The following is a 25,852-nucleotide window of genomic DNA, read 5'->3' as shown; positions in this document are numbered from 1 at the left end:
AGCGTGCGGGACGGGCGACGAGAGCCGGGAGCCGATCCCGTCAGTCGTGCCGGAACGCTCGCGTCCCGGTGAACACCATCGCGATCCCGTGGTCGTCGGCGGCGTCGATCACGTCGTCGTCGTTGACACTCCCGCCGGGCTGGATCACGGCCTCGATCCCGGCGTCGGCGGCGGCCTCAATCCCGTCCGGGAACGGGAAGAAGGCGTCGGAGGCCATGACGGCCCCCTCGGCGGACTTCCCCTCGGCGTCGGCGGCGGCCTTGTCGGCGGCGATCTCCACGGCGTCCACCCGGGACACCTGGCCGGCGCCGAGCCCGACCGTCTCCGTCCCGTCGGCGAACAAGATTGCGTTGGACTTGGCGTGTTTCACCGTCTGCCAGGCGAACGACAGCGACTCGATCTCGTCGTCGGTCGGCTCCCGTTCCGTCACGACCTCCAGGTCTTCGGCCGTCGGGGCCTGTCGGTCGCGGTCCTGGACGAGTCGCCCGCCGGCGAGTTTCACCTCCGTCGTGTCCTGGGCGGCGTCGGCGCCGAACGGCTCCGTCGCCCCCAGATCCAGCACGCGGAGGTTGTCGGACTCCCGGAGGACCGCCAGCGCGTCGTCCGTGTACCCCGGCGCGGCGACGACCTCCTTGAACGACTCCGTCACGAGTTCCGCGGTCGCGGCGTCACACTCCCGGTTCAGCGCGACGATACCGCCGAAGGCCGACTTGGGGTCCGTCGCCAGCGCGTCGGCGTACGCGTCCGCGAGCGTGTCGGCGACGGCACACCCCGCGGGGTTGGTGTGTTTGACCACGACCGCGGCGGGGTCGTCGAACTCTCGGACCAGCCCGACCGCCGCGTCCGTGTCGTTGTAGTTGTTGTACGACAGCGCCTTCGCCCCCTCGTTCAGTTGGTCGGCGTGGACCACCGTCGGCCCCACCTCGCGGCCGTCGCTGTACAACGCGGCGTCCTGGTGGGGGTTCTCCCCGTACCGCAGGTCGCCGACGTGTTCGCTGGCGGTGAGCCGGCGGCTGGGGAAGCCGGTGCCGTCCCCGCCGGAGCCGTCTGTGTCGCCAGCGGCGTTGTCAGTGTCGCCCGCGACCCGCACCTCGCCGACGTCGTAGTCCACCTCGACGCGCCCCTCGGCGAACCACCGCACGGCCCGGGGGTAGGCGGCGTACTCACCCTCCTCCAGCACCCGACGCTTCAGCCGGTCCGCGTCGTCGTCGGCGTACACCGGCACCGCCTCCTGGGTGACGATGGGACCGGCGTCCACGTCCTCGGTGGCGACGTGGACGGTACAGCCGGACACGCGGACGCCGGCCGCCAGCGCCTGCTCGTGGGCGTCCGTTCCGGGGAACGCCGGCAGCAACGACGGGTGGACGTTCAGCGTCGTCGGCGCCGCGTCCAAGAACACCGGCGTGAACACTCGGTCGTAGCCGTCGAGACAGACCAACTCGAAGTCGTAGTCGGACAGCGCCGACAGGATTCGACGCTCGTGTTCCTCGCGGTCTTGGCCCTCCGGTCGTTCGACCACCTCCGTCGGAATCCCCCGCTCCGCGGCCGCCTCCAGCACCGGCGCGTCCGCGTCGTTCGTGACCACGACCGACAGCTCCGCCCCACCCGGCGCGAGGTCGGCGATTCGTCTCAGGTTTCGACCCCTGTTGCTCGCCATCCCGGCGACTTGCATACCCGTGCAGGCGTGGGCCGCCGTATAAACCGTTGTGGTCCGGCGTCGGTGGTTGTGCACGAAAGTGCTCCGACGGGGCACAGACACCTCGAACGTACACACGAGCGTGTACACACCGTCGGGTCGAACGGCCAGAGATATCACCGAGGGGGGCACAACTGCCAGTCGTGACCGACACGCTACACGCCGTCTCGCCGTTGGACGGCCGTTACGCCGGACGCACCGCGCCGTTGTCGGAGTACGCGAGCGAGGCCGCGCTGATCCGGGCGCGGGTCCGGGTGGAGGTGCGGTACCTGGAGGCGCTGGCAGACGAGCCCGGGGTAGACCTGTCGCTGTCGGGCGACGAGCGGGCGACGCTGGACGGGGTCGTGACGGGGTTCGACGACGAGGACGCCCGACTCGTCAAGCGACTGGAGACGGAGGGGGCGGCGGGGTACGCGGCGACGAACCACGACGTGAAGGCCGTCGAGTACTTCCTGCGCACCCGGACGCCGGAGCGGCTCCACCCCTGGATCCACTTCGGCCTGACGAGCGAGGACGTGAACAACCTCGCTCGACGGCTGTTGCTCGGGCCGGCCGTCCGGGAGGTGTTGCTCCCGGAGCTGCGAGCGGTCCGCGAGTCGCTGACGGAGCTGGCCCACGACCACCGCGACCTGCCGATGTTGGCCCGGACGCACGGCCAGCCGGCGACGCCGACGACGTTCGGCAAGGAGATGGCGGTGTTCGCGGCGCGGCTCGGCCGAGCGTTGGGCCGGCTGGAGCGGGCGACGGACGGACTCGCGGGCAAGCTCGCGGGCGCGTCCGGCAGTTACGCCGCTCACCACGCCGCCTACCCGGCGGTGGACTGGCCGGCGTTCGCGGCCGGGTTCGTGGACGACCTCGGACTGGAACACGTCGGCCCGGCGACACAGATCAACCCGTGTGACGACCTCGCGCGGCTGTTCGACGCCCTACAGGGGGCCAACGACGTGTTGCTCGACCTGGATCGTGACTGCTGGCAGTACGTCTCCGACCGTTACCTGGGCCAGGAGGCCACAGACGACGAGACCGGTTCCTCGACGATGCCACACAAGGTGAACCCCATCGACTTCGAGAACAGTGAGGGGAACCTCTCGAAGGCCAACAGCGACCTCGGGTTCCTCGCCGACTACGTCACCAGCTCGCGGCTCCAACGGGACCTCTCGGACTCGACAGTCAAGCGCAACGTCGGCGCGGCGTTGGCCCACTGTCTGATCGGCTACACGAAGACGGCCGCCGGGCTGTCGAAGGTGGTGCCGAACGAGCCGGTGATGCGGGCGGCGCTGGCAGACGAGCCGGCGGTGATCGGCGAGGCGGTCCAGACGATCCTCCGGCGCGAGGGTGACACGGAGGCGTACGAACGGGTGAAGGCGCTCACCCGCGGCGAGGAGGTGACGCTGTCGGCGTTCCGCGAACTGTTCGCGGAGCTGGACGTGTCCGAGTCCGTTCGGGAGGAACTGGCGGCGTTGGAGCCGGAGACGTACGTCGGCGTCGCGGCGACGCTACCGGACGAGGCGTAGACGGCTACCCCGCCACCGTCTCCACGACGCTCCAGTAGACGAGCAACGCCGCGGTCGCCAACAGGAACACGAGCCCGCCGAGCGTCCCGCCGCCCAACACCGCCGCCAACGGCGGCTGCCCGTCGAGGAACGCGAAGCCGACGCCGCCGGCGACACAGCCGACCGCGAGCAGTTCGATCAGCCGGAGCCGACGGGGCCAGACCCCCGTCCGCTCGGCGGCGGGTGTCCCCGCCAGCGCTTCGGGCGATTCTGGGATCTCGGACGACTCCATCCCCTCCGCCGACACTTCGGACGACTCCATCCCCTCCGCCGACACTTCGGACGACTCCGTCCCCTCCGCCGACACTTCGGACGACTCCGTCCCCTCCGCCGACACTTCGGACGACTCCGTCCCCTCCGCCGACGACGCTTCGCCGACTGCCTCCGTCTCGTCGCCGGTCACGGTCGTCGTTCGACGGCCGCGCGCAAAGCTCTTACCGTGTGTCGTGTGACCGTTTACCACGTTACTAAATCACATCAATACACTGGGGACGCCCCCTGCGCGCCTTCCAGAATACTATCATTATAGATCATTACAGTTATGTGGCTCCCGTCACTGCCTGGTGATGTGATGCGAGACACCCAGGCGACTCACACGGAGCGCGACGGCGACCGACCGACGACCGCGACGGACGGCGGCGTGGCCCGGTGGCAGACGACGGAGACGCCGTTCGGCCCGGACGCCGAGAGGGACGCCCCGCTGGTCCCGGACCTGAGCGGCAAGCCCGAGACCGACACGGAGCGTGTCGGGCGGAACCCGTTGGAGCTGGCGCTGATGGAGGACGCAGAATGAACCCGTCCGAGCTGGACCAGGAAGTGTTCGACCGCGACGTGGACAACCCGCAGGGACGCGAGTTCCGGCGGCTGTTGGAGGAAGACCAGTTCGTGTTCGCGCCCGGGCTGTACCACGCCCTAGACGCCCGAATGGCGGAGATGGCCGGGCTAGACGCCGTCTACATGTCCGGCTACTCCACGGTGCTGGGGCAGTTCGGCTTCCCGGACCTGGAGATGGTGACGATGACGGAGATGGTGGAGAACGCAAAGCGGATCGCGGAGGCGACGAACCTCCCGGTCGTCGCCGACTGTGACACCGGCTACGGCGGCGTCCACAACGTCCGGCGGGCCGTCCGCGAGTACGAGAAGGCCGGCGTCGCCGCCGTCCACATCGAAGACCAGACGACGCCGAAGCGGTGTGGCCACGTCGCCGGCAAGCAGATCGTCGACCGCGAGGAGGCGGTCGCCAGGTTCGAGGCGGCCGTCGACGCCCGCCAGTCCGACGACACCGTCGTCATCGCCCGGACGGACGCCTACGGCTCCGCCAACGGCGACTGGGAGGAACACCTCGAACGGGGCCGGCTGTACGCCGACGCCGGCGTCGACCTCGTCTGGCCGGAGATGCCCGACCCTTCGCGCGAGGACGCCGTGGAGTACGCCGAGACGCTCCACGAGACTCACCCGGAGATCGACCTCGCGTTCAACTACTCCTCGTCGTTCGAGTGGTCCGCCGAGGACGACCCGCTCACGTTCGAGGAGCTGGGCGACCTGGGCTACAAGTACATCTTCGTCACTCTGTTCGCGCTCCACTCCGGCGCCCACGCCGTCTACGAGGACATGTCCGCGGCCGCCGAGGGCGACGAGGAGGCGCAGTTCGACCTAGAGAGCCGCTACGTCGGCCACGAGACGGAGAGCCACCACGCGCTGTCGTTCGTCGACCGGTTCCAGGAGATCGAACGGGAGTTCGACCCGGAGGCCGCAGAACGCATCGAGAACTCCGCCGGCTTCGCCGAGGATCAACAGGACCCCATCTCCACCGACGACCGCGAAGAAGAGGAGCTGACGACCTCACAGGACTGAACGCGCCGTCCACCTGTGGCGCTCGTCTCGCTGCGCTGCATGCGTCTCGCTGCGCTGCGTGCGTCTCGCCGCGCCGCGTGCGTCTCGCCGCGCCGCGTCCCTCTCGATGCGCCGCGTGTGTAGCGTCTCTCGTGGCGTCTCCCTCCCGGTCGTTCTCGTACTGCCGCCCACGCGATCCACCGCGAACCGCCGGACAGAAGTGGCTGCCGGCGACGGTCCGTCGTGTGCCCTCCACACCGCCCGCCGGGAGCGAGTCCCCGGCAGCCGACCAGAGTCGTACTGCCCGTGCACGCACACTGCTCGCCGGCCGCCCGGGGCTGGTAGCTCTGCCCGCGCTCGCGTCCCTGCTCTCGTTGTCGAGTCTCGCCCGGGCGCTCGCGGCCGGTCCCGGCGGGGGGGTGACGTTCCCGCTCCCGGGCGGGCTCCCGACCGTCTGGACGTACGCCTCGCTCCCGACGAGCGGCAGCGTTCCGGTGGCCGCCGGCGGGCTGGGGCTCGTCCCCGGGCTGGCCGCGTTCCTCGTCGGCACCGTCCTCGGGGGTGCGCTGGAGGCGGGGCTCGTCGGGACGCTCGACGACCTCGCGGCCGGACGGTCGCCGTCGTTGCTCGCCGCCGCCCGGCGACACGTCGTCCCCGTCACGCTCGCCCGACTGCTGCGGGCTAGCCTGATCCTGTTGGCCGCGCCGTTCGTACTCGCCGCTCCGTTGCTGGGGGTCGTGATCGTCCCGCTGTTGTTGCTGGCCAGCTACGCGCTGTACGGGCTCCCGTTCGTGATCGTCGTCGAAGAACGGGCGTTCCGACCGGCGCTGTCGCGCACGCTAGTGATCGCGCGCGACGGCGGCGTCTACCTCCGGTTCGCGGTCGCACACGTCCTCGCCGGCGCCGCCGTCTCGCTCCCGGTCTCCGTGTTGATCCGGGGCGGCCTCCCGGGTGTGTTCGTCGCCGTCGCCGTCACGGCGCCCGTCGGTGCGTTCGTCGCCGCGTACGGCGTCCTCCTGTTCCGAGAACTGTCGTAGCCGCGGGGCGTCCTCCTGTTCCGAGAACTGTCGTAGCCGCGGGGCGTCGGGAGTGTTCCGACCCCCGGTCGACACCAGCAGACCCTTGCCCGTCTCGGCCGACGGCTGCGTATGGACCTGCCGCCCGTCGGCTTCGGGACGATGGGTGTCGACGACCCCGCGGCGGTGACGGACGCGCTCGCGGCCGGCTACCGCCACCTCGACACCGCACAGATCTACGACAACGAGGCCGCCGTCGGCAAGGGGCTGGCGGCCGCCGCCGTCCCCCGCGAGGCCGTGACGCTGGCGACCAAGCTCTGGGTGGACGGGCTCGCCGCCGACGACGTTCGGGCGTCGACGGCCGGCTCGCTCGACCGGCTCGACGTCGACCGCGTCGACCTCCTGTACGTCCACCGCCCGCGTGGCGGCTACGACTCCGCGGAGACACTGCCGGCGCTGGCCCGTGTCCGCGAGGCCGGGCTGACGGACGCCGTCGCCGTCAGCAACTTCGAGCCCGACCAACTGGCGGCCGCCCACGACTACGTCGACGTGGCCGCCCACCAGGTCGAGTTCCACCCGTACTACCGAGAGCCGGGGGCGCTCGCGGACGCCCACGAGCACGGCTACCCGCTCGTGGCGTACGCCCCCCTGGCCGGGGGGCGCGTCCTCGACGACCCCGTGATCCGTGAGGTGGCCGGAGAACTGGACGCCAGCCCGGCGGCGACCGCGCTGGCGTGGGTGGTGTCACACGACGGCGTCGTGGCGATCCCGAAGGCGTCGTCGCCGGCCCACCGTCGTGTCAACCTTGTGGCCGCCGACCTGTCGCTGTCGGCCGAGCAACGCCGCCGGATCGACGAGATCGACCGCGAGACGGAGCTGTTCCCGGAGTAGCTACAGGTCGAGGTCGGCGGCCATCGCCGTCTCGCGGTCCTCGCGGGCCGCGCGCAGCGCTTCGATCTCCTCGGGGTTGGCCGCACAGTAGTCCAGCGCCGCCTGGATCTCCGTGTCCGTCAGGGACAGCTGTGCTGCGGTCTCCTCGCGCGACCACCCCAGCTCCCGCACGTACGACCACACCTCCAACACCGACACGCCCGTCTCTGCGATTCGTGGTTCGCCGTCGAGCACGTCCGGCGTCCGGACGATCTCCGCCGAGCCCATTCGTCGGGAGCACGGCCGCCGCGAAGGTAAGGCTGCGGGTTCCTCCCGTCAGCCGAGACCGACGGCCGGCGCGACGGCGGCCGCCAGCCCGGCGGTGAACACGAGCGTCCACGCGACGGCGACGGTCCAGACGACCGCCCGCGGCCGGGCGAGTTGCCCGGCCTGCGCCCGCCGCGCCGCCAGGAACCCGACGACCGGGAGCGCCTGGAGCCCGTGCATCCCGACGAAGTGGGCCGCACGCAGGTCACCCGGCAGCACCCACCCGAACACCGGGACGGTGAGCCAGGTCGTCGACGCGTCGAGCGTGCTCGTCCACAGGGCCGACATCAGCGCCCCCTCGACGGAGCCGACGAGGAAGACGACGAGCCCCGACTGGATCCCGAGCGCGAACGCCGGGTGTGTGTCCGCGTCGCCGCGGACGGCCTCGACGGTCAACAGGGCGACGGCGCCGGTCACCGCGACCACGAACAGCCCCATCGCGCCGTAGATAGCTGTGCCCAGGGCCGTCGTAGTGTTGAAGTGTGACTCGACACCCCGGAACGCCTGGCCGCCGATCAGCGCGATCTCGACGACCGCGCCGACGGCGATCACGCCCGCCAGCCGGCGCCGGCGCCTCGCGGCCACCGGCAGCGACGGAGCGAGCCAGGCGAGCGTGCCCGTCAACAACGCGAGGGAGGCCGCGAACTTCGCGGGCTTGAGCCAGACCGGCTCCCCGCCGACCGTCCGCGGGTCGACCAGCAGTCCCACCACGAACAGCCCCAGCAGTACGGTTTGGACGGCGGCAGTACCGGCCAGGGTGCGGTCGCGGTTCCACAGTTCCGTCACGACAGTCGTCGGCGACGCGAGCGTCCGCGCCCCGTGTGTGTTCGACGTCACGGGGTTACCGACGGCCGACACCGTCTTGCTCGTTCCCCCAATAGCTTGGGGTGTGGCCGACACGAACGTGGTGTACGCCCGGTTCCGCATCGCGCTGCCGCCGGAGACGTGGGTGTGTGCGGCCTCGGAGGCGTTCCCGGACGCGACGTTCCGGCTGTTGGCGGGCGTCCGCAGCGGTGACACCGCCCAAGAACTGGGCGAGGTGCAGACGACCCAGCCGGCCGCCGTCGAGGCGACGATCCGCGACCACCCGGCGGTGTCCAACTACGAGGCGTTGGGGGAGACAGACAACCGACTGCTGGGGCGGTACGAGACGACGGACGTGTCGCTGTACGGCTTCCTGGAGTCGTCGGAGCTGCCCCCGGAGTTCCCGGTGGTCGTCCGCGACGGCGACTACGAACTCGACGTGACCGTCTCACAGGCCGTGTTCGACCGGTTCGTCGCCACACTTCAGGAGCACGGGACGGAGTACGAACTGCTGTCGAAGCTGACGGCGTCGGATCGGAGCGGCCTCCTGACGGCCCGCCAACGGGAGGTGTTGTCGGCGGCGCTGCGACACGGCTACCTCGACGTTCCGCGGGAGTGTACGCTCGCGGAGCTCGCGGGGGCGTTGGACGCGGACCCCTCCTCGGTGAGCACGACGTTCCGCCGGGCACAGCGTCGGCTGGCGACGTGGTTCTTGGCCGCCGGCGACACGAGACACTACCCGTCCCAGTCGTAGTCGTCACAGCCGAACGAGGGGACGGCGCCGTCGACGAGGAAGTGGCGCTCGTCGCCGGTGAACCGCCGGTCTTCCGCCCCCAAGTCGACAGTGAGTCGCTCCACCACCGCCCGCGAGGGCTCGTGGATCAGGACGATCCGGACGGTCTCGTCGTGGGCGGGGTCCCTGTAGCCGTCGAGTTGGTTGTTGCCGGCGCCCGGGGGGCCGTCGCCCGGCTCCGCCGTGCAGTCGACGTTGCTCGCCCGCGAGGGGCTCCCCCACAGTCCCACCTGGAGCGTGTCACCGACCCCGAACGACATCGGGTACGTCGCCTCGGCCGTTCCACCCCCCGGCTCGCCGACGAGCCGGACGGTGAGTTCGCCGGCCGAGATGCCGTCGCCGCCGACGTGTTCCAGCCGGAACACCCAGTGTGGGTCGACGCTCTCCCGGGCCTCGAACGACGCCTCCGCGATCACCGTCGGCGTCGGCTGTGTGGTGTCGGCGAGGCCGAACACGGCGGCGCCCAGGACCGCCGCGAGGATCACGACGATCGCCACCAGCAGGATCACGCCGATCACGGGGGAGACGGCACGGGTCTCTCGACTCTGTCGTTCGTCCACGGTTTCGATACTGTATCGGCGAAACAGAACTTAAGGGTCGCGGTCGATACCGGGGTGCATATGTCCGCTCGGGTCGACTCACACCGTATGCGAACAGTCGACGCGGCAGGACTGTCGATCGGCGACGACCACCCGCCCCGGATCATGGGCGTGTTGAACGTCTCGGAGGAGTCGCCGTACGACCCGAGCGTCTACGACGACCCGGGGGAGGCGGCGCAGTACGTCGACGAGGAACTGATCGACGAGGGGGCAGACATCGTGGACATCGGGCTAGAGTCCGCCAACAAGGACTTGGACGTGCTCGGCCCCGACGAGGAGCTCGAACGGCTGGACACGGCCATCCAGACCATCGAGTCCGTCTCCGGCGACGCCGTGTTCTCTATCGAGACTCGTTACCACGAGGTGGCAGACGAGGCACTCTCGCGAGGGTTCGACATGGTCAACGACATCTGTGGGTTCGCGGACCCGGAGATGCCCCGGGTGTGCCGGGACCACGACGCCGCGGTGTCGAAGATGGCGTCGCCGCCGAATCTGGAGCGCCCGGGCGCCATCGAGGACGTCGACGAGATCTACGACGCCCTCGCACAGAACGGGTTCACCGACAAGACGATCGTCGACCCGGCGTTCGGCGGCTGGAGCGAGGCCAAGACCCACGCCGACGACCGGGAGACGTTCCGCCGGCTCCGGGAGTTCCGGGGGTACGCCCGGCCGATGCTCGTGTCGATCAACCGCAAGAGCTTCCTGAAGACCATCGCCGGCCGGGACACGGAGGGAGCACTGCCGGTGTCGCTGGCGGCCACCTCGATGGCAGTAGAGCGGGGCGCACACGTGATCCGGACCCACGACGTGGCAGAGACCCGGGACGCGGCGCTCGTGGGCGCGGAGTTCGCCCGCGACCGCACCCGAGCGACCGGGGAGATCACCGTCGAGGAGCTGGACGCGACGGCGCCGGCGGAGGCGGGGCGTCACGCCGACCGGCTCGACGCCACGCTGACCCTCGAGGAGGCGGCGACCCGAGTGTACGAGTTCGACGGGCTGTCGCCGACGGCGGTCGGCCGGCTCCGGGCGGCGGCCGCGGGGACGGACGCGACGGTCGCGCCCGCCGGCGACGGTGGTGCGGCGCTCGTCGTCGGCTCGCCGGCCGGGCTCGCGGCACTGTCGGCGGGGGTCGAGGGTGACGACCCTCTCGCCGTCGCCGCCTCGCGTCTCGACGGGGAGGTAGAGTAGGGAAAACTTATACCGAATCGGGTACACTATCTCGGTGAAGCCGGAACGGCACCACGGGTAGGGGTACTTGGGTGCCACTCCGGCCACCGTACCGTACAGAACACCGCCAGTGGCGACACCGGGAGGCTCTTGTCTCGCCCGACCGAGTGACGGACGATGGAGTACGCCGACTGGGAACCCGTCTACGAGTCGATCCTCGACGACTTCGGCTACGGTCGCGGCGGCGACGAGACCGCCCGCGACGAGCTCGCGGCGGTCGCGGAGCCGTTCGACCGTGACCGACTCGCCTGCGAGGGGGAGACGGTCGCCGTCGCCGGTGCCGGGCCCTCGTTGGAGTCGGAAGTCGCCGTCGCCCGGGAGGCCGACTGGGTGTTCGCGGCCTCGACGGCGACCGACCGGCTCGCCGACGCCGGCGTGACGGTCGACCTGATGGTGACGGACCTGGACAAGAACCCGGAGACGGTCGCCGACCGGACGGGCCGGGGGGAGCCGGTCGCCGTCCACGCCCACGGCGACAACCGGGATCTGCTCGCGGAGTGGCTCCCCCGGATCGACGCCGACCACGTCCTGGCGACGACACAGGCCGCACCCGCCGACGCCGTCTGTAACCCCGGGGGGTTCACGGACGGCGACCGGGCGGCGTACCTCGCGGACGAACTCGGGGCCACACGACTCCAGTTCCTCGGGTGGGACTTCGACGACGAGAGCGTCACCGCGGAGAAACGCCGGAAACTGCGCTGGGCCGAGCGGCTGTTGGCACACCTGGAGGAGCGCCGTGGCGAGCGGTTCGCCGTCCTGGACGGTCGCCGGAGCGGGATCGAGCCGGTCGTGTGACGGTGGCGGGACAGATCGAGCCGGTCGTGTGACGGCGGCCGGACGAATATCGACGTTGTTTTGATTCGTGTGCTGTGCGTGTATACTGATGGCTGGGAGTTCGGAGAGTTCGTCCGTCCCGTTTCTCGTCACCGTCGTGACGAACGTCTTCCCGGTGGCCGCGGTGTTCGCGCTCGGGTGGGACGCGGAGATGCTCGCTGTCGTGTACGTGGTCGAACTGCTCGTCGCCGTCCCGTTCGCCGGCCTGAAGGCGTTGTTCGCCGCACAGCCCCCGGACTACGAGGAGCTGACCCGACCCAAAGAGCCGGGCCGGTTCAAGTCGGACGACCGGGAGGGCACCTCCGTCGGGCCGAGCGAGCTGAATCGTCGGCGCGGGAGCGTGGGGGTCGTCGACTGGCTCCCGCCGGTGTACCCCCGGAACGCCTCGTTCGTGACGGGGTGGTTCGGGACTGTAGTGACACTGTCGGCCGTGTTCGTCGCCGTGCTCGGGCAGTCCGTCGACGTGTTGGCGACGCTGACCGAGCCGACCGTCGCCGCGAGCACCGTCTCGCTGGTCGTCTCGCACGTCGCCGTGATCGAACGGCAGTACTTCCGCGAGCGCCAGTACGAGACAGTCACGCCCCAGGATGTGGTCGAAGCGGCGACGGGTGAGGCGGGCGTGGCTGCGGCGGTGTTCCTGGTCGCAAGCGGTGTCGGTCCGACCGGTGCGGTGGTCGTGTTCGCGGCGGTGAAGCTGTACGGCGAGTGGCTGAGCTACCGTGGCGAGTCGCTCACCGGCGACGACCGAGAGCCGGGCGAGCTTCCGCCGGTGTCGGTGCCGAAGACGGTGCCGACAGCCGTGGTCCGACCGAACGGCCGTGCCGTCGTCGCTGCCGCGCTCTGGCGAGGGGTGGAGCCGGCAATAAAGTTCCTCCCGGGGTTCGCTCTCGTCTGGGGCGCGCTCACCCGTGCGTCCGCGGCCGGCCCGCTCGTCGCGCTGGCCTGTTTCGGTCTCGGTCCGGCGCTCGTGGTCGGGCTGAGAGCCGTCGAGTACTGGCTCACCCACGGGACGCTGGCGTACCAGCGACGCGGCGACACGATCATCGCGTACGACGAACTCACGGAGACGCCACAGTGGTCGGTGCCTGTCGATGAACTCCAGCGCGTGGAACTGCGCAGTCGACACCTCGCCGACCGACTGTTCGACACTCGGACGTTCACGATCAGACCGCTCGGCGCGGAGTACGACCACGAGATTACGCACGTCGAAGAGTACGAACGGGCCGTCGAGGCGTTCGAGCTTCCGGTTGCAGCGGCGAGCCTCGGACGGCTCGACTGGCGCGCGGTCGGGGCGACGGTCGGGCTCGCCGTCGGTGTCGTCACCGCCGCGGGCTGGACGCTCACACGAGCGCCGTCGGCCGCGGTGTTTCTCGTCGCGTTCGGGTCGCCGTTGTCGCTCGTCGTGTTCAGGTGGATGTGGCGGCAGGGTGTCCCGCAGACGCGCGTCGACGTCGAGTGAGCGAGCGGCTCCGGGTGTGTCCGCGAGCAAAAAAGCGTGCCTGTGGGTCGTTACGCCGCGACCGGTGTGGCAGTCAGGTGTCTAACCCTGGCGGAGTCTCGGGTGACACGCCGCCGCGCGTCAGGAACGGCACGTCGCTCACGTCGGCGACCTTGAACTGGAAGCCGAAGCTGAACGTGAGGATGTCGACACAGAAGGTGTCGTCCTCGACACACACCTCGAGCTTGCTGAACTCGAACCCCATCTTGAGGTCGTCGCCTTGGACGGTGAACGTGTAGTCGAAGCAGATCTCCGAGTCGATCTTGCCCGGGATCGGACCGGGTGCCCGGAACGTCGGACTGAGACAGATCCCCAGCGGATTGTCGAGGTCGGCGTAGATACCGAACCCGGCGGGCGAGACCGTCACCTGGGCACCGCTGCTCGGGTGCTTGAAGACGAAGTCGGCGTACAGCTTCCCGCCGATCTTGTCGTCACCCAGGAACTCCAGGTTGACACCGACCTGGATGGACACACACAGTCGCTCGGTGATCCATCCGAGGTCCAGGGTTGCACAGCCGATCTTCTGCCCGAAGCTGACGAAGTCGCTGCTGACATCGTCCTCGTTGACGCTGACGGGCACCGTGTTCGAGTCGGCCTCGAAGGCGTTGTCGGACACGCTGAAGTAGTCGCCCGACGGCGTCTGTGCGTTCTTGAACTCGCCGAAGTAGACGTCCGGGTGGCCGCGACCGGGTGTGACGGACGTGTCGAGCTCGCTGACCGACGAGATCGCGTCCCGATTGAGACGGCCGTCGTACTGCCGTCTGATACCGATGTGGTCCAACTCTCGGAGGCTCTGTGCGAACTCCTCCGGCGTCGGGTGGCTCCCGCGGGCCGTGCCGTCGTCCGCGGCGGCCGTCCCGACGACGCCGCCGTAGCCGAACATGGCCGCGCCGACACTCGACGAAGCTGCCAGTACCTTCCGTCTTGATGCGCTCTACTCCGTGTTGTGCTCTGTGTCTCGCTCCATGATTGGACGCAGATCAGACGTGTGGTTGCGTATTTTCAAAGTTTATCTTATAAAACTCAGACAACTCTTTCTGTGCAAAACACTAACACAGAGAAAGTCGTTTTTGACCATGGTCGCTCTCGGGAACGCGAGAGTGGGCGTCCCCGACCGATCAGGGGGCCGACGGAGATTGATAACCCAAGTGCATAAAACAGACTCGCCAGTATTATGAACGGGCATGCCGAAGCGACTGTCGATGACGAACATCGTCGCGACGACGGCGGGACTGTACCCGCTTCCGGATCCTGCGAAACGAGAGCTGTCGGAGCTGAAGGGCCACCAGAAGGGTGACCTGATCTCCGGCGACGAGGGGGAGGCGGTCGCGGCCGCCTACGAGACGGCACGCGAGACGGTGATCGCCGACCAGGTCGCAGCCGGGTTGGATCGGATCGTGGAGGGACAGCTCCGCTGGGACGACATGCTCGCGCACCCACTCGTCCTCGCCGACGGGGTGGAGACGGGTGGCATCGTCCGGTACTACGACAACAACAACTTCTACCGCGACCCACGGATCGTCGACGAACTGTCGGCGTCGGGCGACGTGGGCGCGGAGTTGACGGCCGCGACGGAGCTGTTGGACGAGGAGACGGCGTTCGACACGCCCGACGGCCAGGTGCCGGCGTTCGACGGCGACACCGCAGCCAGCCTCCAGGCCGTGCTCCCGGGGCCGTACACGCTGGCCGACCTGGCGACGGACGAGTACTACGACGACGACGCGGAGTTGCTGGCGGCGGTCGCGGAGCTTCTGGCCGACGAGATCGCGTCGTTCCCGGCCCACGGGACGTTGTTCCTGGCGGAGCCGAGCTACGTCGTGAACCCGCCCGGCGACGGGGTCGACGAGCGCGCCAGCGCGGCCATCGACACGGTCGCGTCGGCCACGGACGCCGACGTAGTGGTCGACAGCTACTGGGCGGCGTTCGAGGAGAAACCGTACGCCCACCTCCTGGACGCGGACATCGACGCCGTCGGCTTCGACTTCGTCGCCGCCGACCGCGAGGCGAACCGGTACTGTATCAACGAGTACGGCGCGACTGACGACGTGGCGCTGGGGCTGGTCGACGGCCAGAACACGCTCGTCGAGGACTCGGAGACCGTCGCCGACCGGGTCGCCTGGGTCCACGACCAGACGCCACAGGCCGACTTCGAGACGACGTACGTCTCACAGAACACGGAGACGTTCTACCTCCCGGTGAACCGTCACCGGGAGAAGCTGACGGCGCTGGCAGACGGCGTCGAACTGGCGCGCGAGCGCCTGGAGACGGAGGTGACAGCATGAGCCGCAACCCCGAGAACCGCGAACAGTTCCGCCCGACGAACCACCCGAACGACCACTTCCTCATGACCACCGTCGTGGGGTCGTACAAGAAGCCGACGTGGCTGAATCGCGCCCGCGACCAGTTCGAGGACGACGAGACCCGGTTCGGCGAGTCCGACTGGGCGGAGGCGAAAGACGACGCCGCGCGGATCGTCACGAACGAACACGAACGCGCCGGCTTGGACGTGGTCGTCGACGGCGAGGTGCGGCGCAACGAGATGGTGGAGTACTTCGCCGAACGGATCGACGGCTACGAGTTCAACGGACCCGTGAAGGTGTGGGGACACAACACCTTCCGGAAGCCGTCCGTCGTCGACGAGGTGGGGTACGCGGAGCCGTGGCTCGTCGACGAGTTCGAGTTCGTCGACGAGGTGGCCCAGCGCCCCGTGAAGGTGCCGATCACGGGCCCGTACACGCTCGCCCGGTGGGCCTTCGACGAACAGTACGACAGCACTGCGGAGCTGACCTACGAGCTCGCCGACCTCGTCAACCACGAAGTCGAACGACTCGTCGAGGCGGGCGCTCGCTACGTCCAGATCGACGAGCCGGCGCTGGCCCAACACGTCGACGACCACGCTATCGTCGGCGAGGCGCTGGAACGGATCGTCGACGGCATCCCCGAGGAGGTTCGGATCGGCCTCCACGTCTGTTACGGGGACTACTCGCGGATCTACCCGGAGATCAACGAGTTCCCGGTCGACGAGTTCGACGTGGAGCTGTGTAACGGGGACTACGAACAGGTCGAGGTGTTCGCCGACGGGAACTTCGCGCCGGACCTCGCGCTCGGCGTCGTGGACGCCCACACGGCCGAGGTGGAGTCCGTCGCGGAGATCGAAGCCAACATCGAACACGGCTTCGAGATCGTCCCGCCGGAGAAGCTCACCGTCTCGCCGGACTGCGGGCTGAAGCTGCTCCCGCGGGAGATCGCCTACGGGAAGATGGAGAACCTCGTAGAGGCTGCCCGGAACGTCGAGGAACGGCTCGACGCGGGCGAGATCGACGTGGCGACGCCGACGCCGACGGCCGACTGACGCCGGCGGCTCCGTCGGGCGGTCTCGGTCTCTCCCGGTCTCGTCGCATCAACCACCTTCGTGACGACGTTCGCTCGGCTGTGACCACGACCGGTAGCGTCGCAGGAGCGGGCGTTCGAACGCGGCCACGAGGAGGGCGACGAACGGCGCCGCGAAGTACCACGCCGGGTCCGAGCCGGTCACGACCTCGGCCACGTACAGGAGGAGCCCCAGCGTGGCGAACACCACAGTGTCGCCGTTACCACCAGTCCAGTGGTCCAGCCGGTCGACCCCGGCTCTGAACGAGTCGAGCGCTCGTCCCATGTTCTCACGGGATGTGCGGCGGCGCTGTTCAACTTTCCGGCGTGTCACGACTCCAGAGACGGTGCGAACTGGGTTCCAGCGGGCCCGACGCCGACGACTGGCCCACGCCGACGACTGACCCACGCCGACGGCGTCAGTCGAACCGGTCGGCGACGGACAGGAGGTAGGCGGCGACGATCCCGTCGAACAACAGCGCCAGTAGTTGGACGGAGAGGAGTGAGGCGACGGCGCTCAGCCCGACCACGACCAGCGTGACGACGAGCGCCCACCGCCGGAGCCGGAGGAGAGCGACGAGCGTGGCGATCTGTCCGAGCGCGAACGCGACACCGAGCGTGCCGCCGAGCAGGCCGACGGGGCCGAACCCGAACGAGCCCAGCCCGCCCAGCAGTTGGAGGACGCCGGCACCGATCCCCAGCAGTGCCAACACCGTGACACCCAGCGGGGTGGAGCGGTCAGTCGTGGGGACACTGTCGTCCATACTCCAATCCTGTTCGCGCAGCGATATACGTTCTGTGGCGAGCCTCGTGGCGTGAAATTGGCAGCGACGTGACAGGATACGGCCGTCACCACCGGAAACCTGGTGTGTCTGTGGTACGTGTCACCAGTACGCATGCAGAGAGACAGGGAACTGCTCGACCCCGAGCGCGCGACGACGCTGACGGCCGCCGCCCGCACCGGGCTCGGCGACAGGCTCCGCAGTCTGACGTACTTCACCCCGGGAGCGTTCGAACAGGTGTACCTCCGGTCTGACCTGGAGCCGGACGCCGACCTCAGCGGGTTCGTGGAGATGGCACGCCAGGGGTTCCAGACGACGGCGGCGTACGGTGACTCGGAGCTGGGGGCGTACGCCTACAGCGTCCGTGTGTTCGACCAGGGTAGTCTCGTCCGCGTGACGGGCGACGACGAGGGGGTGTTCGTCACCGCCGAGACGCTGACTCTCCGCCGCTCGGAGGAGACGGCGACCGCGCTCGAACGGACGCTGGCGGAGTGAGCGGCGGCGCGGGCGACCCTCGGAACCGCGGGCCGCGGGAGCTAAATCCCCCGGTCGGCTGAAGCCCCGTATGAGCGACGAGACGGCACTCCACCCGGAGCTGCGGGAGACGGCCGACCGGATCGCCGAGATGGAGATCCGCGGCGCGGCGACCATCGCCGGCGCCGCGGTAGAGGCGTTGGCCACACAGGCCCGCGAGTCGGCGGTCGACGACCCGACTGCGTTCCGGCGGCAACAACGTCGCGCCGGGCGACACCTGTACGACACCCGTCCGACGGCGGTGTCGCTCCCGAACGCGCTCCGGTACGTGTTGGATCGGATGGACGGCGACAGCGTCGCGGCGCTGCGGGAGTCGGTCGTCTCCGCGGCCGGCGAGTTCACCGAGCGACTCTCCCGGGCCCAGTCGGACCTGGGTGAGATCGGTGCCAACCGACTCCGCGACGGGGACACGGTGATGACGCACTGTCACTCCACCGACGCGCTGGCGTGTGTCGAAGCCGCCGTCGACCAGGGGAAGGAGCTGTCTGCGGTCGTCAAGGAGACTCGCCCGCGTCGGCAGGGCCACATCACCGCCGAACGACTCCGTGAGCTGGGCGTCGACGTGACGTTGATCGTCGACTCCGCCGCCAGACGCTACCTGGACGACGTCGACCACGTCCTCGTCGGCGCCGACTCCATCGCCGCCGACGGCTCGGTCATCAACAAGATCGGCACCTCCGGACTGGCGGTCAACGCCCGCGAACGAGGGGTCCCGATCGTGGTCGCGGCCCAGACGATCAAGCTCCACCCGGAGACGCTGACGGGCCAGACCGTCGAGATCGAGATGCGCGAGGAGTCGGAGGTGATCGACCGGGAGACCCGCGAGGAGATCGGCGAGCTCACCGTCGACAACCCCGCCTTCGACGTGACCCCGCCGCGGTACGTCGACGCCATCGTCACCGAGAGCGGCCAGTTCCCGCCCGAGACCATCGTCACACTGATGCGAGAGCTGTTCGGGGAGTCTGCCGCGCGGCCGTGGGAGGAGCGCGAGGAGTAACGGTCTCACTGTCGGTTCTCGCCGACCCGAACTACGTGGATTTATTAGTAGCTATATTGTCTGAGTAGTCGCAAAGATGGCTCCCTCGGGCGTCACCGACCTCTCTCCGGCCGTTGGTCTCGCTGTCGGACTGTGTTGTGCAGTGTCGTTCGGTGCGTTGTCGCTCGTCGAGTTTCGAGTCGTCGTTCTGCGGCCGGACTGGGGAAACGTCACACCACAGTTAGCGGCAGTCTGGCGGGGGACGCTAGCGGCGGCATCGCTCGGGTCGTTCGGCCTCTCGGTGTACTCGTATACGATGGACGACGAGACGGACGAACGGAGAGGGTCTGACCTCCGTCTAGACCGCGTGGGTTTCTCCGAACTGGAGGTCGAGACGGGCGACGAGTCGACAGTGATCTTCATGTCGGCCCGGACCCGCGAGGGAGACGAGAGCGAGTCAGACGAGTCTCACGACTCGTAGCGCTCGGTCGCCCACCGACGACCGGCGGTCAACAGCATCTCCTCCCAACTGTCGAACGTCGTGTACTCGGCGACGTAGTCGTCGAGACGCGCGGTCGGAACGGCCTCGAAGTCGACGTGCGTCTCGACTGTCCACGGGCTCTGGTCGAGGAACTCGTCGAAGCTATCGAACTCAGTGTTGACACGCATGAACTCCGCGTCACAGACCCGCTCCAGCGGTACCTCGATCCGGTCTGGCTCCGTGGCTGTGCTGTCTCCCGCTCCGGGACTCCGTGAACTCGCAGTCATACCGCGTCGTATGTACCGGACATACTAAACGATGGTGGGAATTTAGTCACGCCCGGCGTGGCGGGCCCGATGGTGAGGGACACTCCCAGCACCACCACGACAAACTCTTTCACCCACAGCCGCCAACACGAACGGAGTGACCGACGTACTGTGTGCGGGCCACGTCAACTGGGACGTGACCCTCAGAGTGGCGGAGCTGCCGGCGCCGGACGGCGAGGTGCAGCTGCGCGGGACGGCGGAGGCGGGCGGCGGCAGCGCCGCCAACGTCGCGGTGAACCTCGCGGGGCTGGGAGCGACGGCGGCCGTCTTCGGCTCGACCGGCGACGACGAGACGGGCGAGCGGGCGCGCCGCGAACTCGTCGCCTCCGGCGTGGAGACACACCTCGTCCGTGCCGACGGGGAGACGGCGGTGAAGTACCTGATCGTCGACGGGAACGGCGAGGTGATGGTGTTGTCCGGCGACGGCGAGAACGAGGCGTTCCGGGCGGCCGACCTCCCGCCGGCGGCGTTGGAGACCGACGTGTGTCACCTGACGAGCCAGGCGCCGTCGGTGGCGGCGGGGCTGACCGAGCGGGCGCGGGACCACGGCGCGACGGTGAGTCTGGCCCCGGGGCGTCGGATCGCCGACCGGGACTTCTCGGCGGCACTGTCGCGGGCGGCTCTCGTCTTCGTCAACGAACGGGAGGCGGCGGCGCTCGGGACGGAGCCGTGGGGCGACGGCCTCCGCCCGGACGCGGCGCTGGTCGTCACACTCGGCGACGACGGGGCGGCGGTCCACACCCGCGACCGAACCGTCGAACACCCCGGGTTCGAGGCGACGCCGTTGGACACGACCGGCGCGGGCGACGCCTTCGCCGCGGGCTACCTCGCCGCTCGCGGCGGCAGCCTCCCGGACGCCGTTCTCGCGGCCGCCCGCGAGAACGTCGACGACCCGGGGCCGAGGCTCCCGGGAGACACGGCCGCCGGCGACGACGGCGTCGGCGTCCGAGCGGCGCTGGCGGTCGCCAACGCCTGTGGCGCCGTCGCCTCCCGGGCGCTCGGCGCGCGGGCCGCGCTCACCCCCCAGCGGCTGCTGGACGTGATCGAGTAGGCGGGCGACGAGACGGCCGGAACGAGACCGCAGGCCGTCTTACTCGTCGACCCGGACGACCATCACGACTTCGTCCGTCTCGACCAGTTCACCCTCCCCGTCGTAGCTGTGCGTCTCGACGACCTCGAACTCCTCGGGCGCCAGCGTCTCGCCGGCGGCGTGGAGTCGGCCGTCGTCGAGCTCGTACTCCTCTGTGCCGATGGCGCCCTCGATGTCACCGACCGTGTCGCCGTACTTCGGGCCGACGGTCGCGTAGTCGAGGTCGATCCCGGTGATCTCCGCGGTGGCCTGTGGGGCGGTCTCGTCCGGGTACGCCGACAACTCCTCGACGTGCATGACGCTGGCGACGGTGTCCTCGAACCCGGCCACGTCACCGTACACGTCGACGGCCGCCAAGTCGGCGTTCAGCGCCAGCCCGTTGTCGCTCTTGAACGACCGCAGCGCCGACACGACGGCCATCGCCCGCTCGCCGGGGGCCAGCGGGGCGTCGTACCCCCGCGGTTCCGGCCAGGACTGGCGGTGGACGCTCTCGCCGCCGTCACCGTAGGCTGCGGTCCACACCTCCTCCGTGACGAACGGGAGGATCGGCGCGAACAGCCGCAACACCGTCTCGTGGACCGTCCGGAGCGTGAAGCTCGTGGACGCCGCCGCGCCGTCGCGTTGCTTCGCCAGTTCGAGGTAGTTGTCACAGAACGTGTCCCAGAAGAACGTCCGCAGCTCCGTCCGGGCTTTGGCGTACTCGTGTTCGCGGAAGTGGGCGGCGGAGGTCTCGATCACGTCGTCCAGCTTCGACAACAGCCACTCGTCGACCGGCTCCAGCGTCTCCGGCTCCGACGGCTCTGTGGCCGCCAACTCCGAGACGAGCTTCGAGGCGTTCCAGAGCTTCTGGATCAGCTTCTCGCCCTGCCGGAGTTCGTTGGTCTTGTACGGGAAGTCGTCGCCGACGGAGTAACCGGACGCCCAGTAACGGATGGCGTCCGTCGGGTACTGGTCCATCACGTTCGACGGGAGGACGACGTTGCCCCGCGAGGAAGACATCTTCTCGCGGTTCTCGTCCAACACCCAGCCGTTGATCAGGACCGCGTCGAACGGCACCTCCCCGGTGTGTTCGACACACTTGACGACCGTGTGGAACAGCCAGAACGAGACGATGTCGTGGCCCTGCGGCCGGAGGTCCATCGGGTACAGCCCCGGCTCGTCGAACCGAATCTCGCCAGCGTCGTCGTCGTAGTCCCAGCCGGCGTTGATCAGCGGGGTGAGCGAGGAGGTGGCCCAGGTGTCGAACACGTCCTCTTCGGGCTCGAACGTCTCTCCGCCACAGGCCGGGCAGGCGTCGACCTCCGGCTCGTCGACCAACGGGTCGACCGGGAGCCGGTCCGGATCCGCGAGGATCTCCTCGTCGCAGTCCGCACAGTACCACACCGGGAACGGGATACCGGAGTCGCGCTGCCGGGAGATACACCAGTCCCACTCCAGCCCGTCGATCCAGTGTTCGTACCGGGAGAACATCTTCTCCGGGTACCAGTCCATCTGCCGACCGGCCTCCAGGTACTTCTCCTTGTGATCGAGCAGTTCGACGTACCACTGCTCCGTGACGAGGTACTCGACGGGGGCGTCACAGGACCGCTCGTGGACCTGGACGACGTGCTCGATCGGGTCGTGGGCCAACAGTGCGCCAGTGTCCTCCAGGTCGGTCTTGATCTCCGCACGAGCCGCCTCCGTCGACAACCCCTCGTAGTCGCCCGCCAGGTCCGTCATCGTCGCGGACTCGTCGATGGCGACCCGCAGATCCAGGTCGTGGGCCTGGTACCACTCGATGTCCGTCTGGTCGCCGAACGTACAGCACATGACGATCCCGGTGCCGGTGTCGGCCTCGACGCGGTCGTCGGCGTAGATCGGCACCTCGTGGCCGAACAGGGGGACCTCGGCGGTACCGCCGACGAGGTGTGCGTTGGCGTCGTCTTCTGGGTGGACGAACATGGCGACACACGCCGGCAGGAGCTCCGGTCGCGTCGTCGAGATGACGATCTCGTCGCCCGGCGCCGTCGGCACCGCGTAGTCGCTCTCCTCCCGTTCCGGGTTCTCGGGCGCCTCCGACCCCAGTTCCGCGAGGCTGAACGCGACGTCGACGAACTCCGAGTCGCGCTTCTCCTCTTCCATCTCCACCTGGGAGATGGCCGTCTCACAGTCCGGACACCAGATCGTCGGCGCCCGTTCGCGGTACTCTCGCCCCTTCTCGTAGAGGTCGAGGAACGACAGCTGTGAGGTGCGTTGGACCCGCGGCTCGATCGTCTTGTACGTCCGCGACCAGTCGACGGACACCCCCAGCGACTGGAGCTCCTCGGTGAAGCTCTGTTCGTACTCCCGACACACCTCGCGGGTCTTCTCCTGGAACTCCCGGCGGGTGTAGTCGGAGTGGTGGATGTCCAGCTCCTGTTCCGTCAACAGCTCGGAGGCGATCCCGTTGTCGTCGTAGCCGAACGGGAACAGGGCGTCCCCGTCGAACATCCGGTGGAAGCGGGCGGCGAAGTCCTGGAGCGTGTGGCCGTACAGGTGGCCCATGTGGAGGCTCCCGGACACCGTCGGCGGCGGTGTGTCGACCGTGTACGCCGTGTCTGGGTCGACGTCCCCGTCGCCGAACTGGTACGTCCCCGTCTCGACCCAGTGATCGCGCCACTTCGTCTCTGCCGTCTCCGGGTCGTACTCCCCGGTGAGGTCGGGGTCGGGAGCGTCCGCCCCGTCAGTCTCCTCTGTCGGGTGTTCCGGTGTACTCATCGCTGTTCGTCCGTTCGCGTGTGGGTGTGTTTTGTCTGGCGGTTCGCCCCGGTCGTCCGTCGTGGCTGTCGTGTCTCTGGCATCGTCGTCCGTGGTGGTGTCGTCACTGCTCGGTTCTGTCGACCGTGACGGGCGGGTCCCGTCGGGAGAGTGAGGTGGGGCGTCACGCCCCTACGCGACGAACGACGAGGCTCCGCGAGGCGGCTGCGGACGCGGTGAGTGCCATCGACAGAACGTACGACGGCTGGCAGTCAAAACTCTTGTGCGTCGACGTCCACCCCACCCCAGAGGTGGTAGAGGAAGTACGCCGCCGACATCGCCACCGCGACCGCCGCGACGGCGAGCCCGACGGCGACGAGCCCGCCACGCTGGAGCGCCAGCACCGCCGCCCCCGCAGCCAGCGCCAGCGAGAACAACGACATCACCGTCCAGGCCACCGACGACAACAGGTTCGCAGCGCGACGACTCGCCCGCCGGCCGTCGTCGTCCGTCTCTGCCCGCGTCGTCCGTGGCTCGGCCACGTCCGTCGTCGTAGCGGGCTCGACGGCCCCTCGTCGGGGAGACGACGACTCTGCGGCGTCCGCCGCCAGCCGTCCTTCGTCGCCCGCCGGCTCCCCGTCGGCCGTCTCTGTCTGTTCCGACTCCACGTCCGAACGTGACGACCCCACCGACAAGAGTGTCACGTCGTGGTGTCGGGTCGTTCATGTGTCTCGACCGCCAACGGCCGGCCGATGGGGAAGGTCAGCATCGGGCTGTACGGCTGGCGGTTCGACGAGTCGGAACTGTTCGACGAAGACGACGACTGGCGGTCGTTGGACGCGATGACGCCGGACACCCGCAAGCGACTGCTCCGGCTCCAGACGGTGATCGGCAAGCCGTGTGACGCCTGTTACCTGATCCACGGGGAGACGAACAAGGAAGCGTGCAACGCCGCCGAGGTGGTGTACGGCGAGCCGATGGAGGAGGTCGTCCTCTGTACGGACCACGAGACGGACTTCCTGTTCTGGTTCCGGGAGCGTGGCGGGGAGTCGATCGCCGGCGAGGAGACGTTCCGAGACGCCTTCCACGAGTGGTTCGACGACGGCGGCCGGGCGCCCGACGGCTACGAGGGGATCGAACACGTCGCCGAGGCGCCCGGAGCGCTGCCGGAGCCGCCGGAGCCGGAGGAGGTGTACGAACGCGAGGAGGAACTGCTGTCGGACATCCGCCCGGAGTTCGAAGGGGACGGCGTCAGGAAGGTCGGCACTCGGACCGACGAGGACGACGGGGACGGCGAACCGGGCGACGAGCAGTCCGGCGAGACGGACGACGAACTGTCGACGGACGACCTCGACCTCGAACGGGAGTACCCCGGACCGTAGCAGAGAGGGCTGGACGACGAAGGCGACGAACGCGACGGACAACTCGCGAACGAAGGCGACGAACGCGACGGACAACTCGCGAACGAAGGCGACGAACGCGACGGACAACTCGCGAACGAAGGCGACGAACGCGACGGCTCAGGCGACGACGAGCCAGGCGAGGAAGACGGCGAAGGCGCCGAGGCTCGTCGACGCGACGGCGTGGACGCGGAGGCGGTCGAGCAGTTCGTGGGCGTCACCCTCGACGGACAACGCCTCGTGGATCTCCGAACCCAACTCGCACCGTGGGAGGAAGTCCGTGGCGACGTGGACGAACACGCCGGCCGCGAACCCGAAGACGATCCCGCGGACGGCCGCGTCCGTCGGGAGCGCCAGGTACGACGCCGCCAGGCTGGCGACGCCGACGCCGGCGGCGGGGATCAACACCGCGCGCCAGTCGCCGCCGCGGGCGACGTAGCGGTTGGCGGCGGCGTACCCCGCCGGTCCCTTGTGCGAGACGATCGAGACGCCGAGCAACAGCCCCAGGTCCGGGACGTTGCCGTAGATCACGCCGACGATGAGCCCCGCGGTGGTCGCGTGGGCGCTCAGCTCCAGGATCGCCCGGTCGCCCGGGAGGTCGGCGTGGCTCAGCCGGTGCCCCAGCGCGTGTGCGGAGTAGCCAACGAGCAGCCCCAGCGCGATGCCGAAGCCGCCGAACGACTTCGACTGTGCGATCGCCTGTGGCAGCAGGAACACGGACGCGCTCGTCACCATCGCACCGCTGGCGAGCCCGTACCCCCACACGAGCGTCCGGGCCCGTTCCCGCGACACCCGACCCCCGATCCAGGCGGACAGCCCCATCGAGACGAACGCGATCCACCCGATCCACAGCAGCTTCACCGGCGTGTCGCCCGCGAACGGCGCCAGGCCGTCGCCCGCCTCCAGGTACACCGCGACCGCCGACACGCCCACCAACGCCACCGTCGCGACGACGCCGCCGACGGCACCCGCCGTGTCTCCGTCCCGCGCCGTCTCCGCCGTCTGTGTGCTCACGTTGTTATCTGAACGACTGGCGTTAATAAGGCTACCGAACGACGGGCCCAGCCGTTAGTAACACCGTCGTGGACGGTGACGCAGGCGGTGGTACCCTCGCAGACAGTGACGCAGT

At 69.2% G+C, this 25,852-nt stretch carries 28 protein-coding genes; 16 read left to right on the top strand and 12 right to left on the bottom strand.

From position 1 onward, the window contains the following. Positions 1-40: 40 nt before the first annotated feature. On the bottom strand, positions 41-1,672 hold the full coding sequence (gene purH, locus RYH79_RS07845; RefSeq protein WP_370897876.1) for a bifunctional phosphoribosylaminoimidazolecarboxamide formyltransferase/IMP cyclohydrolase: 1,632 nt from the start codon (positions 1,670-1,672) through the stop codon (positions 41-43). A gap of 167 nt (positions 1,673-1,839) precedes the next feature. Here purH and purB point away from each other — a divergent pair, with 167 nt between their 5' ends. Further along, a complete protein-coding gene (purB, locus tag RYH79_RS07840) occupies positions 1,840-3,210 on the top strand; it encodes an adenylosuccinate lyase (RefSeq protein WP_370897874.1) in 1,371 nt (456 codons plus the stop codon). Between the two features lie 4 nt (positions 3,211-3,214). Here the strand turns inward: purB and RYH79_RS07835 are convergent, their stop codons facing one another. Next, entirely contained in the window at positions 3,215-3,652 is a 438-nt protein-coding gene (locus tag RYH79_RS07835) for a hypothetical protein (RefSeq protein ID WP_370897872.1), read from the bottom strand. Positions 3,653-3,817: 165 nt separating this feature from the next. Between RYH79_RS07835 and RYH79_RS07830 the strand changes: the two genes are divergently transcribed. The 4 genes from RYH79_RS07830 (at position 3,818) to RYH79_RS07815 (ending at position 6,989) form a co-directional block, all read left to right on the top strand. Beyond that, positions 3,818-4,042: a hypothetical protein gene (locus tag RYH79_RS07830; RefSeq protein WP_370897870.1), complete on the top strand. Its 225-nt coding sequence runs from the start codon at positions 3,818-3,820 to the stop codon at positions 4,040-4,042. Beyond that, complete coding sequence (locus RYH79_RS07825; protein WP_370897868.1) at positions 4,039-5,103, top strand: isocitrate lyase/PEP mutase family protein; 1,065 nt, start codon at positions 4,039-4,041, stop codon at positions 5,101-5,103. The genes RYH79_RS07830 and RYH79_RS07825 overlap by 4 nt, the downstream gene beginning before the upstream one ends. A 224-nt stretch (positions 5,104-5,327) precedes the next feature. Continuing rightward, entirely contained in the window at positions 5,328-6,119 is a 792-nt protein-coding gene (locus RYH79_RS07820) for a hypothetical protein (RefSeq protein ID WP_370897866.1), read from the top strand. Positions 6,120-6,230: 111 nt separating this feature from the next. After that, a complete protein-coding gene (locus RYH79_RS07815; RefSeq protein WP_370897864.1) occupies positions 6,231-6,989 on the top strand; it encodes an aldo/keto reductase in 759 nt (252 codons plus the stop codon). On the opposite strand, the gene RYH79_RS07810 is transcribed toward RYH79_RS07815, so the two are convergent. Beyond that, positions 6,990-7,256: a DUF433 domain-containing protein gene (locus RYH79_RS07810; RefSeq protein ID WP_370897862.1), complete on the bottom strand. Its 267-nt coding sequence runs from the start codon at positions 7,254-7,256 to the stop codon at positions 6,990-6,992. Positions 7,257-7,304: 48 nt separating this feature from the next. Continuing rightward, a complete protein-coding gene (locus RYH79_RS07805; protein WP_370897860.1) occupies positions 7,305-8,132 on the bottom strand; it encodes a hypothetical protein in 828 nt (275 codons plus the stop codon). Positions 8,133-8,184: 52 nt separating this feature from the next. Between RYH79_RS07805 and RYH79_RS07800 the strand changes: the two genes are divergently transcribed. After that, a complete protein-coding gene (locus RYH79_RS07800) occupies positions 8,185-8,853 on the top strand; it encodes a helix-turn-helix domain-containing protein (RefSeq protein WP_370897858.1) in 669 nt (222 codons plus the stop codon). Here RYH79_RS07800 and RYH79_RS07795 read toward each other — a convergent pair. Beyond that, on the bottom strand, positions 8,835-9,452 hold the full coding sequence (locus RYH79_RS07795) for a type IV pilin domain-containing protein (protein ID WP_370897856.1): 618 nt from the start codon (positions 9,450-9,452) through the stop codon (positions 8,835-8,837). The two genes, RYH79_RS07800 and RYH79_RS07795, sit on opposite strands and share 19 nt — an antisense overlap. A gap of 87 nt (positions 9,453-9,539) precedes the next feature. On the opposite strand from RYH79_RS07795, the gene RYH79_RS07790 reads away from it, so the two are divergent. From RYH79_RS07790 to RYH79_RS07780, 3 genes are all read left to right on the top strand, one after another. Continuing rightward, positions 9,540-10,679, top strand: coding sequence for a dihydropteroate synthase (locus RYH79_RS07790; protein ID WP_370897854.1), 1,140 nt, complete (start codon positions 9,540-9,542; stop codon positions 10,677-10,679). Between the two features lie 156 nt (positions 10,680-10,835). After that, complete coding sequence (locus RYH79_RS07785; RefSeq protein ID WP_370897852.1) at positions 10,836-11,513, top strand: 6-hydroxymethylpterin diphosphokinase MptE-like protein; 678 nt, start codon at positions 10,836-10,838, stop codon at positions 11,511-11,513. Positions 11,514-11,601: 88 nt separating this feature from the next. Beyond that, a complete protein-coding gene (locus RYH79_RS07780; RefSeq protein ID WP_370897850.1) occupies positions 11,602-13,011 on the top strand; it encodes a DUF6498-containing protein in 1,410 nt (469 codons plus the stop codon). Positions 13,012-13,084: 73 nt separating this feature from the next. Here RYH79_RS07780 and RYH79_RS07775 read toward each other — a convergent pair whose 3' ends face one another. Beyond that, positions 13,085-13,933, bottom strand: coding sequence for a hypothetical protein (locus RYH79_RS07775; protein ID WP_370897848.1), 849 nt, complete (start codon positions 13,931-13,933; stop codon positions 13,085-13,087). 319 nt (positions 13,934-14,252) lie between these two features. Between RYH79_RS07775 and RYH79_RS07770 the strand changes: the two genes are divergently transcribed. Next, positions 14,253-15,332 carry a 5-methyltetrahydropteroyltriglutamate--homocysteine methyltransferase gene (locus RYH79_RS07770; protein ID WP_370897846.1) on the top strand — a complete coding sequence of 360 codons (1,080 nt, stop codon included), beginning with the start codon at positions 14,253-14,255 and terminating at the stop codon, positions 15,330-15,332. Continuing rightward, the gene (locus RYH79_RS07765) at positions 15,329-16,402 is read left to right on the top strand and encodes a methionine synthase (RefSeq protein WP_370897844.1); all 1,074 of its coding nucleotides are present in this window, start codon (positions 15,329-15,331) and stop codon (positions 16,400-16,402) included. The genes RYH79_RS07770 and RYH79_RS07765 overlap by 4 nt, the downstream gene beginning before the upstream one ends. A 48-nt stretch (positions 16,403-16,450) precedes the next feature. Here RYH79_RS07765 and RYH79_RS07760 read toward each other — a convergent pair whose 3' ends face one another. Both RYH79_RS07760 and RYH79_RS07755 read right to left on the bottom strand, forming a co-directional pair. Continuing rightward, a complete protein-coding gene (locus RYH79_RS07760) occupies positions 16,451-16,705 on the bottom strand; it encodes a hypothetical protein (RefSeq protein WP_370897842.1) in 255 nt (84 codons plus the stop codon). Positions 16,706-16,838: 133 nt separating this feature from the next. Further along, positions 16,839-17,183, bottom strand: a complete 345-nt coding sequence (locus RYH79_RS07755) for a hypothetical protein (RefSeq protein ID WP_370897840.1) — start codon at positions 17,181-17,183, stop codon at positions 16,839-16,841. A 132-nt stretch (positions 17,184-17,315) separates the two neighbouring features. Between RYH79_RS07755 and RYH79_RS07750 the strand changes: the two genes are divergently transcribed. From RYH79_RS07750 to RYH79_RS07740, 3 genes are all read left to right on the top strand, one after another. Beyond that, positions 17,316-17,696 (top strand): DUF7522 family protein, encoded by a 381-nt coding sequence (locus RYH79_RS07750; RefSeq protein WP_370897838.1) that lies wholly within the window; start codon positions 17,316-17,318, stop codon positions 17,694-17,696. 70 nt (positions 17,697-17,766) lie between these two features. After that, entirely contained in the window at positions 17,767-18,732 is a 966-nt protein-coding gene (locus RYH79_RS07745) for a ribose 1,5-bisphosphate isomerase (RefSeq protein ID WP_370897836.1), read from the top strand. A gap of 295 nt (positions 18,733-19,027) precedes the next feature. Further along, on the top strand, positions 19,028-19,192 hold the full coding sequence (locus RYH79_RS07740; RefSeq protein WP_370897834.1) for a hypothetical protein: 165 nt from the start codon (positions 19,028-19,030) through the stop codon (positions 19,190-19,192). Here RYH79_RS07740 and RYH79_RS07735 read toward each other — a convergent pair. Further along, positions 19,180-19,479 (bottom strand): hypothetical protein, encoded by a 300-nt coding sequence (locus tag RYH79_RS07735; RefSeq protein WP_370897832.1) that lies wholly within the window; start codon positions 19,477-19,479, stop codon positions 19,180-19,182. The two genes, RYH79_RS07740 and RYH79_RS07735, sit on opposite strands and share 13 nt — an antisense overlap. 136 nt (positions 19,480-19,615) lie before the next feature. Between RYH79_RS07735 and RYH79_RS07730 the strand changes: the two genes are divergently transcribed. Beyond that, entirely contained in the window at positions 19,616-20,569 is a 954-nt protein-coding gene (locus RYH79_RS07730) for a carbohydrate kinase family protein (protein WP_370897830.1), read from the top strand. Between the two features lie 39 nt (positions 20,570-20,608). Here RYH79_RS07730 and RYH79_RS07725 read toward each other — a convergent pair whose 3' ends face one another. Both RYH79_RS07725 and RYH79_RS07720 read right to left on the bottom strand, forming a co-directional pair. Continuing rightward, the gene (locus RYH79_RS07725) at positions 20,609-23,344 is read right to left on the bottom strand and encodes a valine--tRNA ligase (protein WP_370897828.1); all 2,736 of its coding nucleotides are present in this window, start codon (positions 23,342-23,344) and stop codon (positions 20,609-20,611) included. A 251-nt stretch (positions 23,345-23,595) separates the two neighbouring features. Then, positions 23,596-23,991 carry a hypothetical protein gene (locus RYH79_RS07720; RefSeq protein ID WP_370897826.1) on the bottom strand — a complete coding sequence of 132 codons (396 nt, stop codon included), beginning with the start codon at positions 23,989-23,991 and terminating at the stop codon, positions 23,596-23,598. 84 nt (positions 23,992-24,075) lie between these two features. On the opposite strand from RYH79_RS07720, the gene RYH79_RS07715 reads away from it, so the two are divergent. Then, positions 24,076-24,705, top strand: a complete 630-nt coding sequence (locus RYH79_RS07715) for a DUF8114 family protein (RefSeq protein WP_370897824.1) — start codon at positions 24,076-24,078, stop codon at positions 24,703-24,705. Between the two features lie 138 nt (positions 24,706-24,843). Here the strand turns inward: RYH79_RS07715 and RYH79_RS07710 are convergent, their stop codons facing one another. Further along, positions 24,844-25,737: a ZIP family metal transporter gene (locus tag RYH79_RS07710; protein WP_370897822.1), complete on the bottom strand. Its 894-nt coding sequence runs from the start codon at positions 25,735-25,737 to the stop codon at positions 24,844-24,846. Between the last annotated feature and the right edge of the window lie 115 nt (positions 25,738-25,852).

The organism is Halobaculum sp. MBLA0143, assembly GCF_041361465.1.
In the GTDB taxonomy this organism is placed as follows: domain Archaea; phylum Halobacteriota; class Halobacteria; order Halobacteriales; family Haloferacaceae; genus JAHENP01.
This window is presented reverse-complemented; position numbering and strand designations above follow the sequence as displayed.

Excerpts from the sequence above, each read along its gene's own strand:
- purH (WP_370897876.1), bottom strand. The coding sequence starts at position 1,672 with ATGCAAGTCGCCGGGATGGCGAGCAACAGGGGTCGAAACCTGAGACGA.
- RYH79_RS07825 (WP_370897868.1), top strand. The coding sequence starts at position 4,039 with ATGAACCCGTCCGAGCTGGACCAGGAAGTGTTCGACCGCGACGTGGAC.
- RYH79_RS07815 (WP_370897864.1), top strand. The coding sequence starts at position 6,231 with ATGGACCTGCCGCCCGTCGGCTTCGGGACGATGGGTGTCGACGACCCC.
- RYH79_RS07810 (WP_370897862.1), bottom strand. The coding sequence starts at position 7,256 with ATGGGCTCGGCGGAGATCGTCCGGACGCCGGACGTGCTCGACGGCGAA.
- RYH79_RS07790 (WP_370897854.1), top strand. The coding sequence starts at position 9,540 with ATGCGAACAGTCGACGCGGCAGGACTGTCGATCGGCGACGACCACCCG.
- RYH79_RS07785 (WP_370897852.1), top strand. The coding sequence starts at position 10,836 with ATGGAGTACGCCGACTGGGAACCCGTCTACGAGTCGATCCTCGACGAC.
- RYH79_RS07780 (WP_370897850.1), top strand. The coding sequence starts at position 11,602 with ATGGCTGGGAGTTCGGAGAGTTCGTCCGTCCCGTTTCTCGTCACCGTC.
- RYH79_RS07775 (WP_370897848.1), bottom strand. The coding sequence starts at position 13,933 with ATGTTCGGCTACGGCGGCGTCGTCGGGACGGCCGCCGCGGACGACGGC.
- RYH79_RS07770 (WP_370897846.1), top strand. The coding sequence starts at position 14,253 with ATGACGAACATCGTCGCGACGACGGCGGGACTGTACCCGCTTCCGGAT.
- RYH79_RS07765 (WP_370897844.1), top strand. The coding sequence starts at position 15,329 with ATGAGCCGCAACCCCGAGAACCGCGAACAGTTCCGCCCGACGAACCAC.
- RYH79_RS07760 (WP_370897842.1), bottom strand. The coding sequence starts at position 16,705 with ATGGGACGAGCGCTCGACTCGTTCAGAGCCGGGGTCGACCGGCTGGAC.
- RYH79_RS07755 (WP_370897840.1), bottom strand. The coding sequence starts at position 17,183 with ATGGACGACAGTGTCCCCACGACTGACCGCTCCACCCCGCTGGGTGTC.
- RYH79_RS07750 (WP_370897838.1), top strand. The coding sequence starts at position 17,316 with ATGCAGAGAGACAGGGAACTGCTCGACCCCGAGCGCGCGACGACGCTG.
- RYH79_RS07745 (WP_370897836.1), top strand. The coding sequence starts at position 17,767 with ATGAGCGACGAGACGGCACTCCACCCGGAGCTGCGGGAGACGGCCGAC.
- RYH79_RS07740 (WP_370897834.1), top strand. The coding sequence starts at position 19,028 with ATGGACGACGAGACGGACGAACGGAGAGGGTCTGACCTCCGTCTAGAC.
- RYH79_RS07735 (WP_370897832.1), bottom strand. The coding sequence starts at position 19,479 with ATGACTGCGAGTTCACGGAGTCCCGGAGCGGGAGACAGCACAGCCACG.
- RYH79_RS07725 (WP_370897828.1), bottom strand. The coding sequence starts at position 23,344 with ATGAGTACACCGGAACACCCGACAGAGGAGACTGACGGGGCGGACGCT.
- RYH79_RS07715 (WP_370897824.1), top strand. The coding sequence starts at position 24,076 with ATGGGGAAGGTCAGCATCGGGCTGTACGGCTGGCGGTTCGACGAGTCG.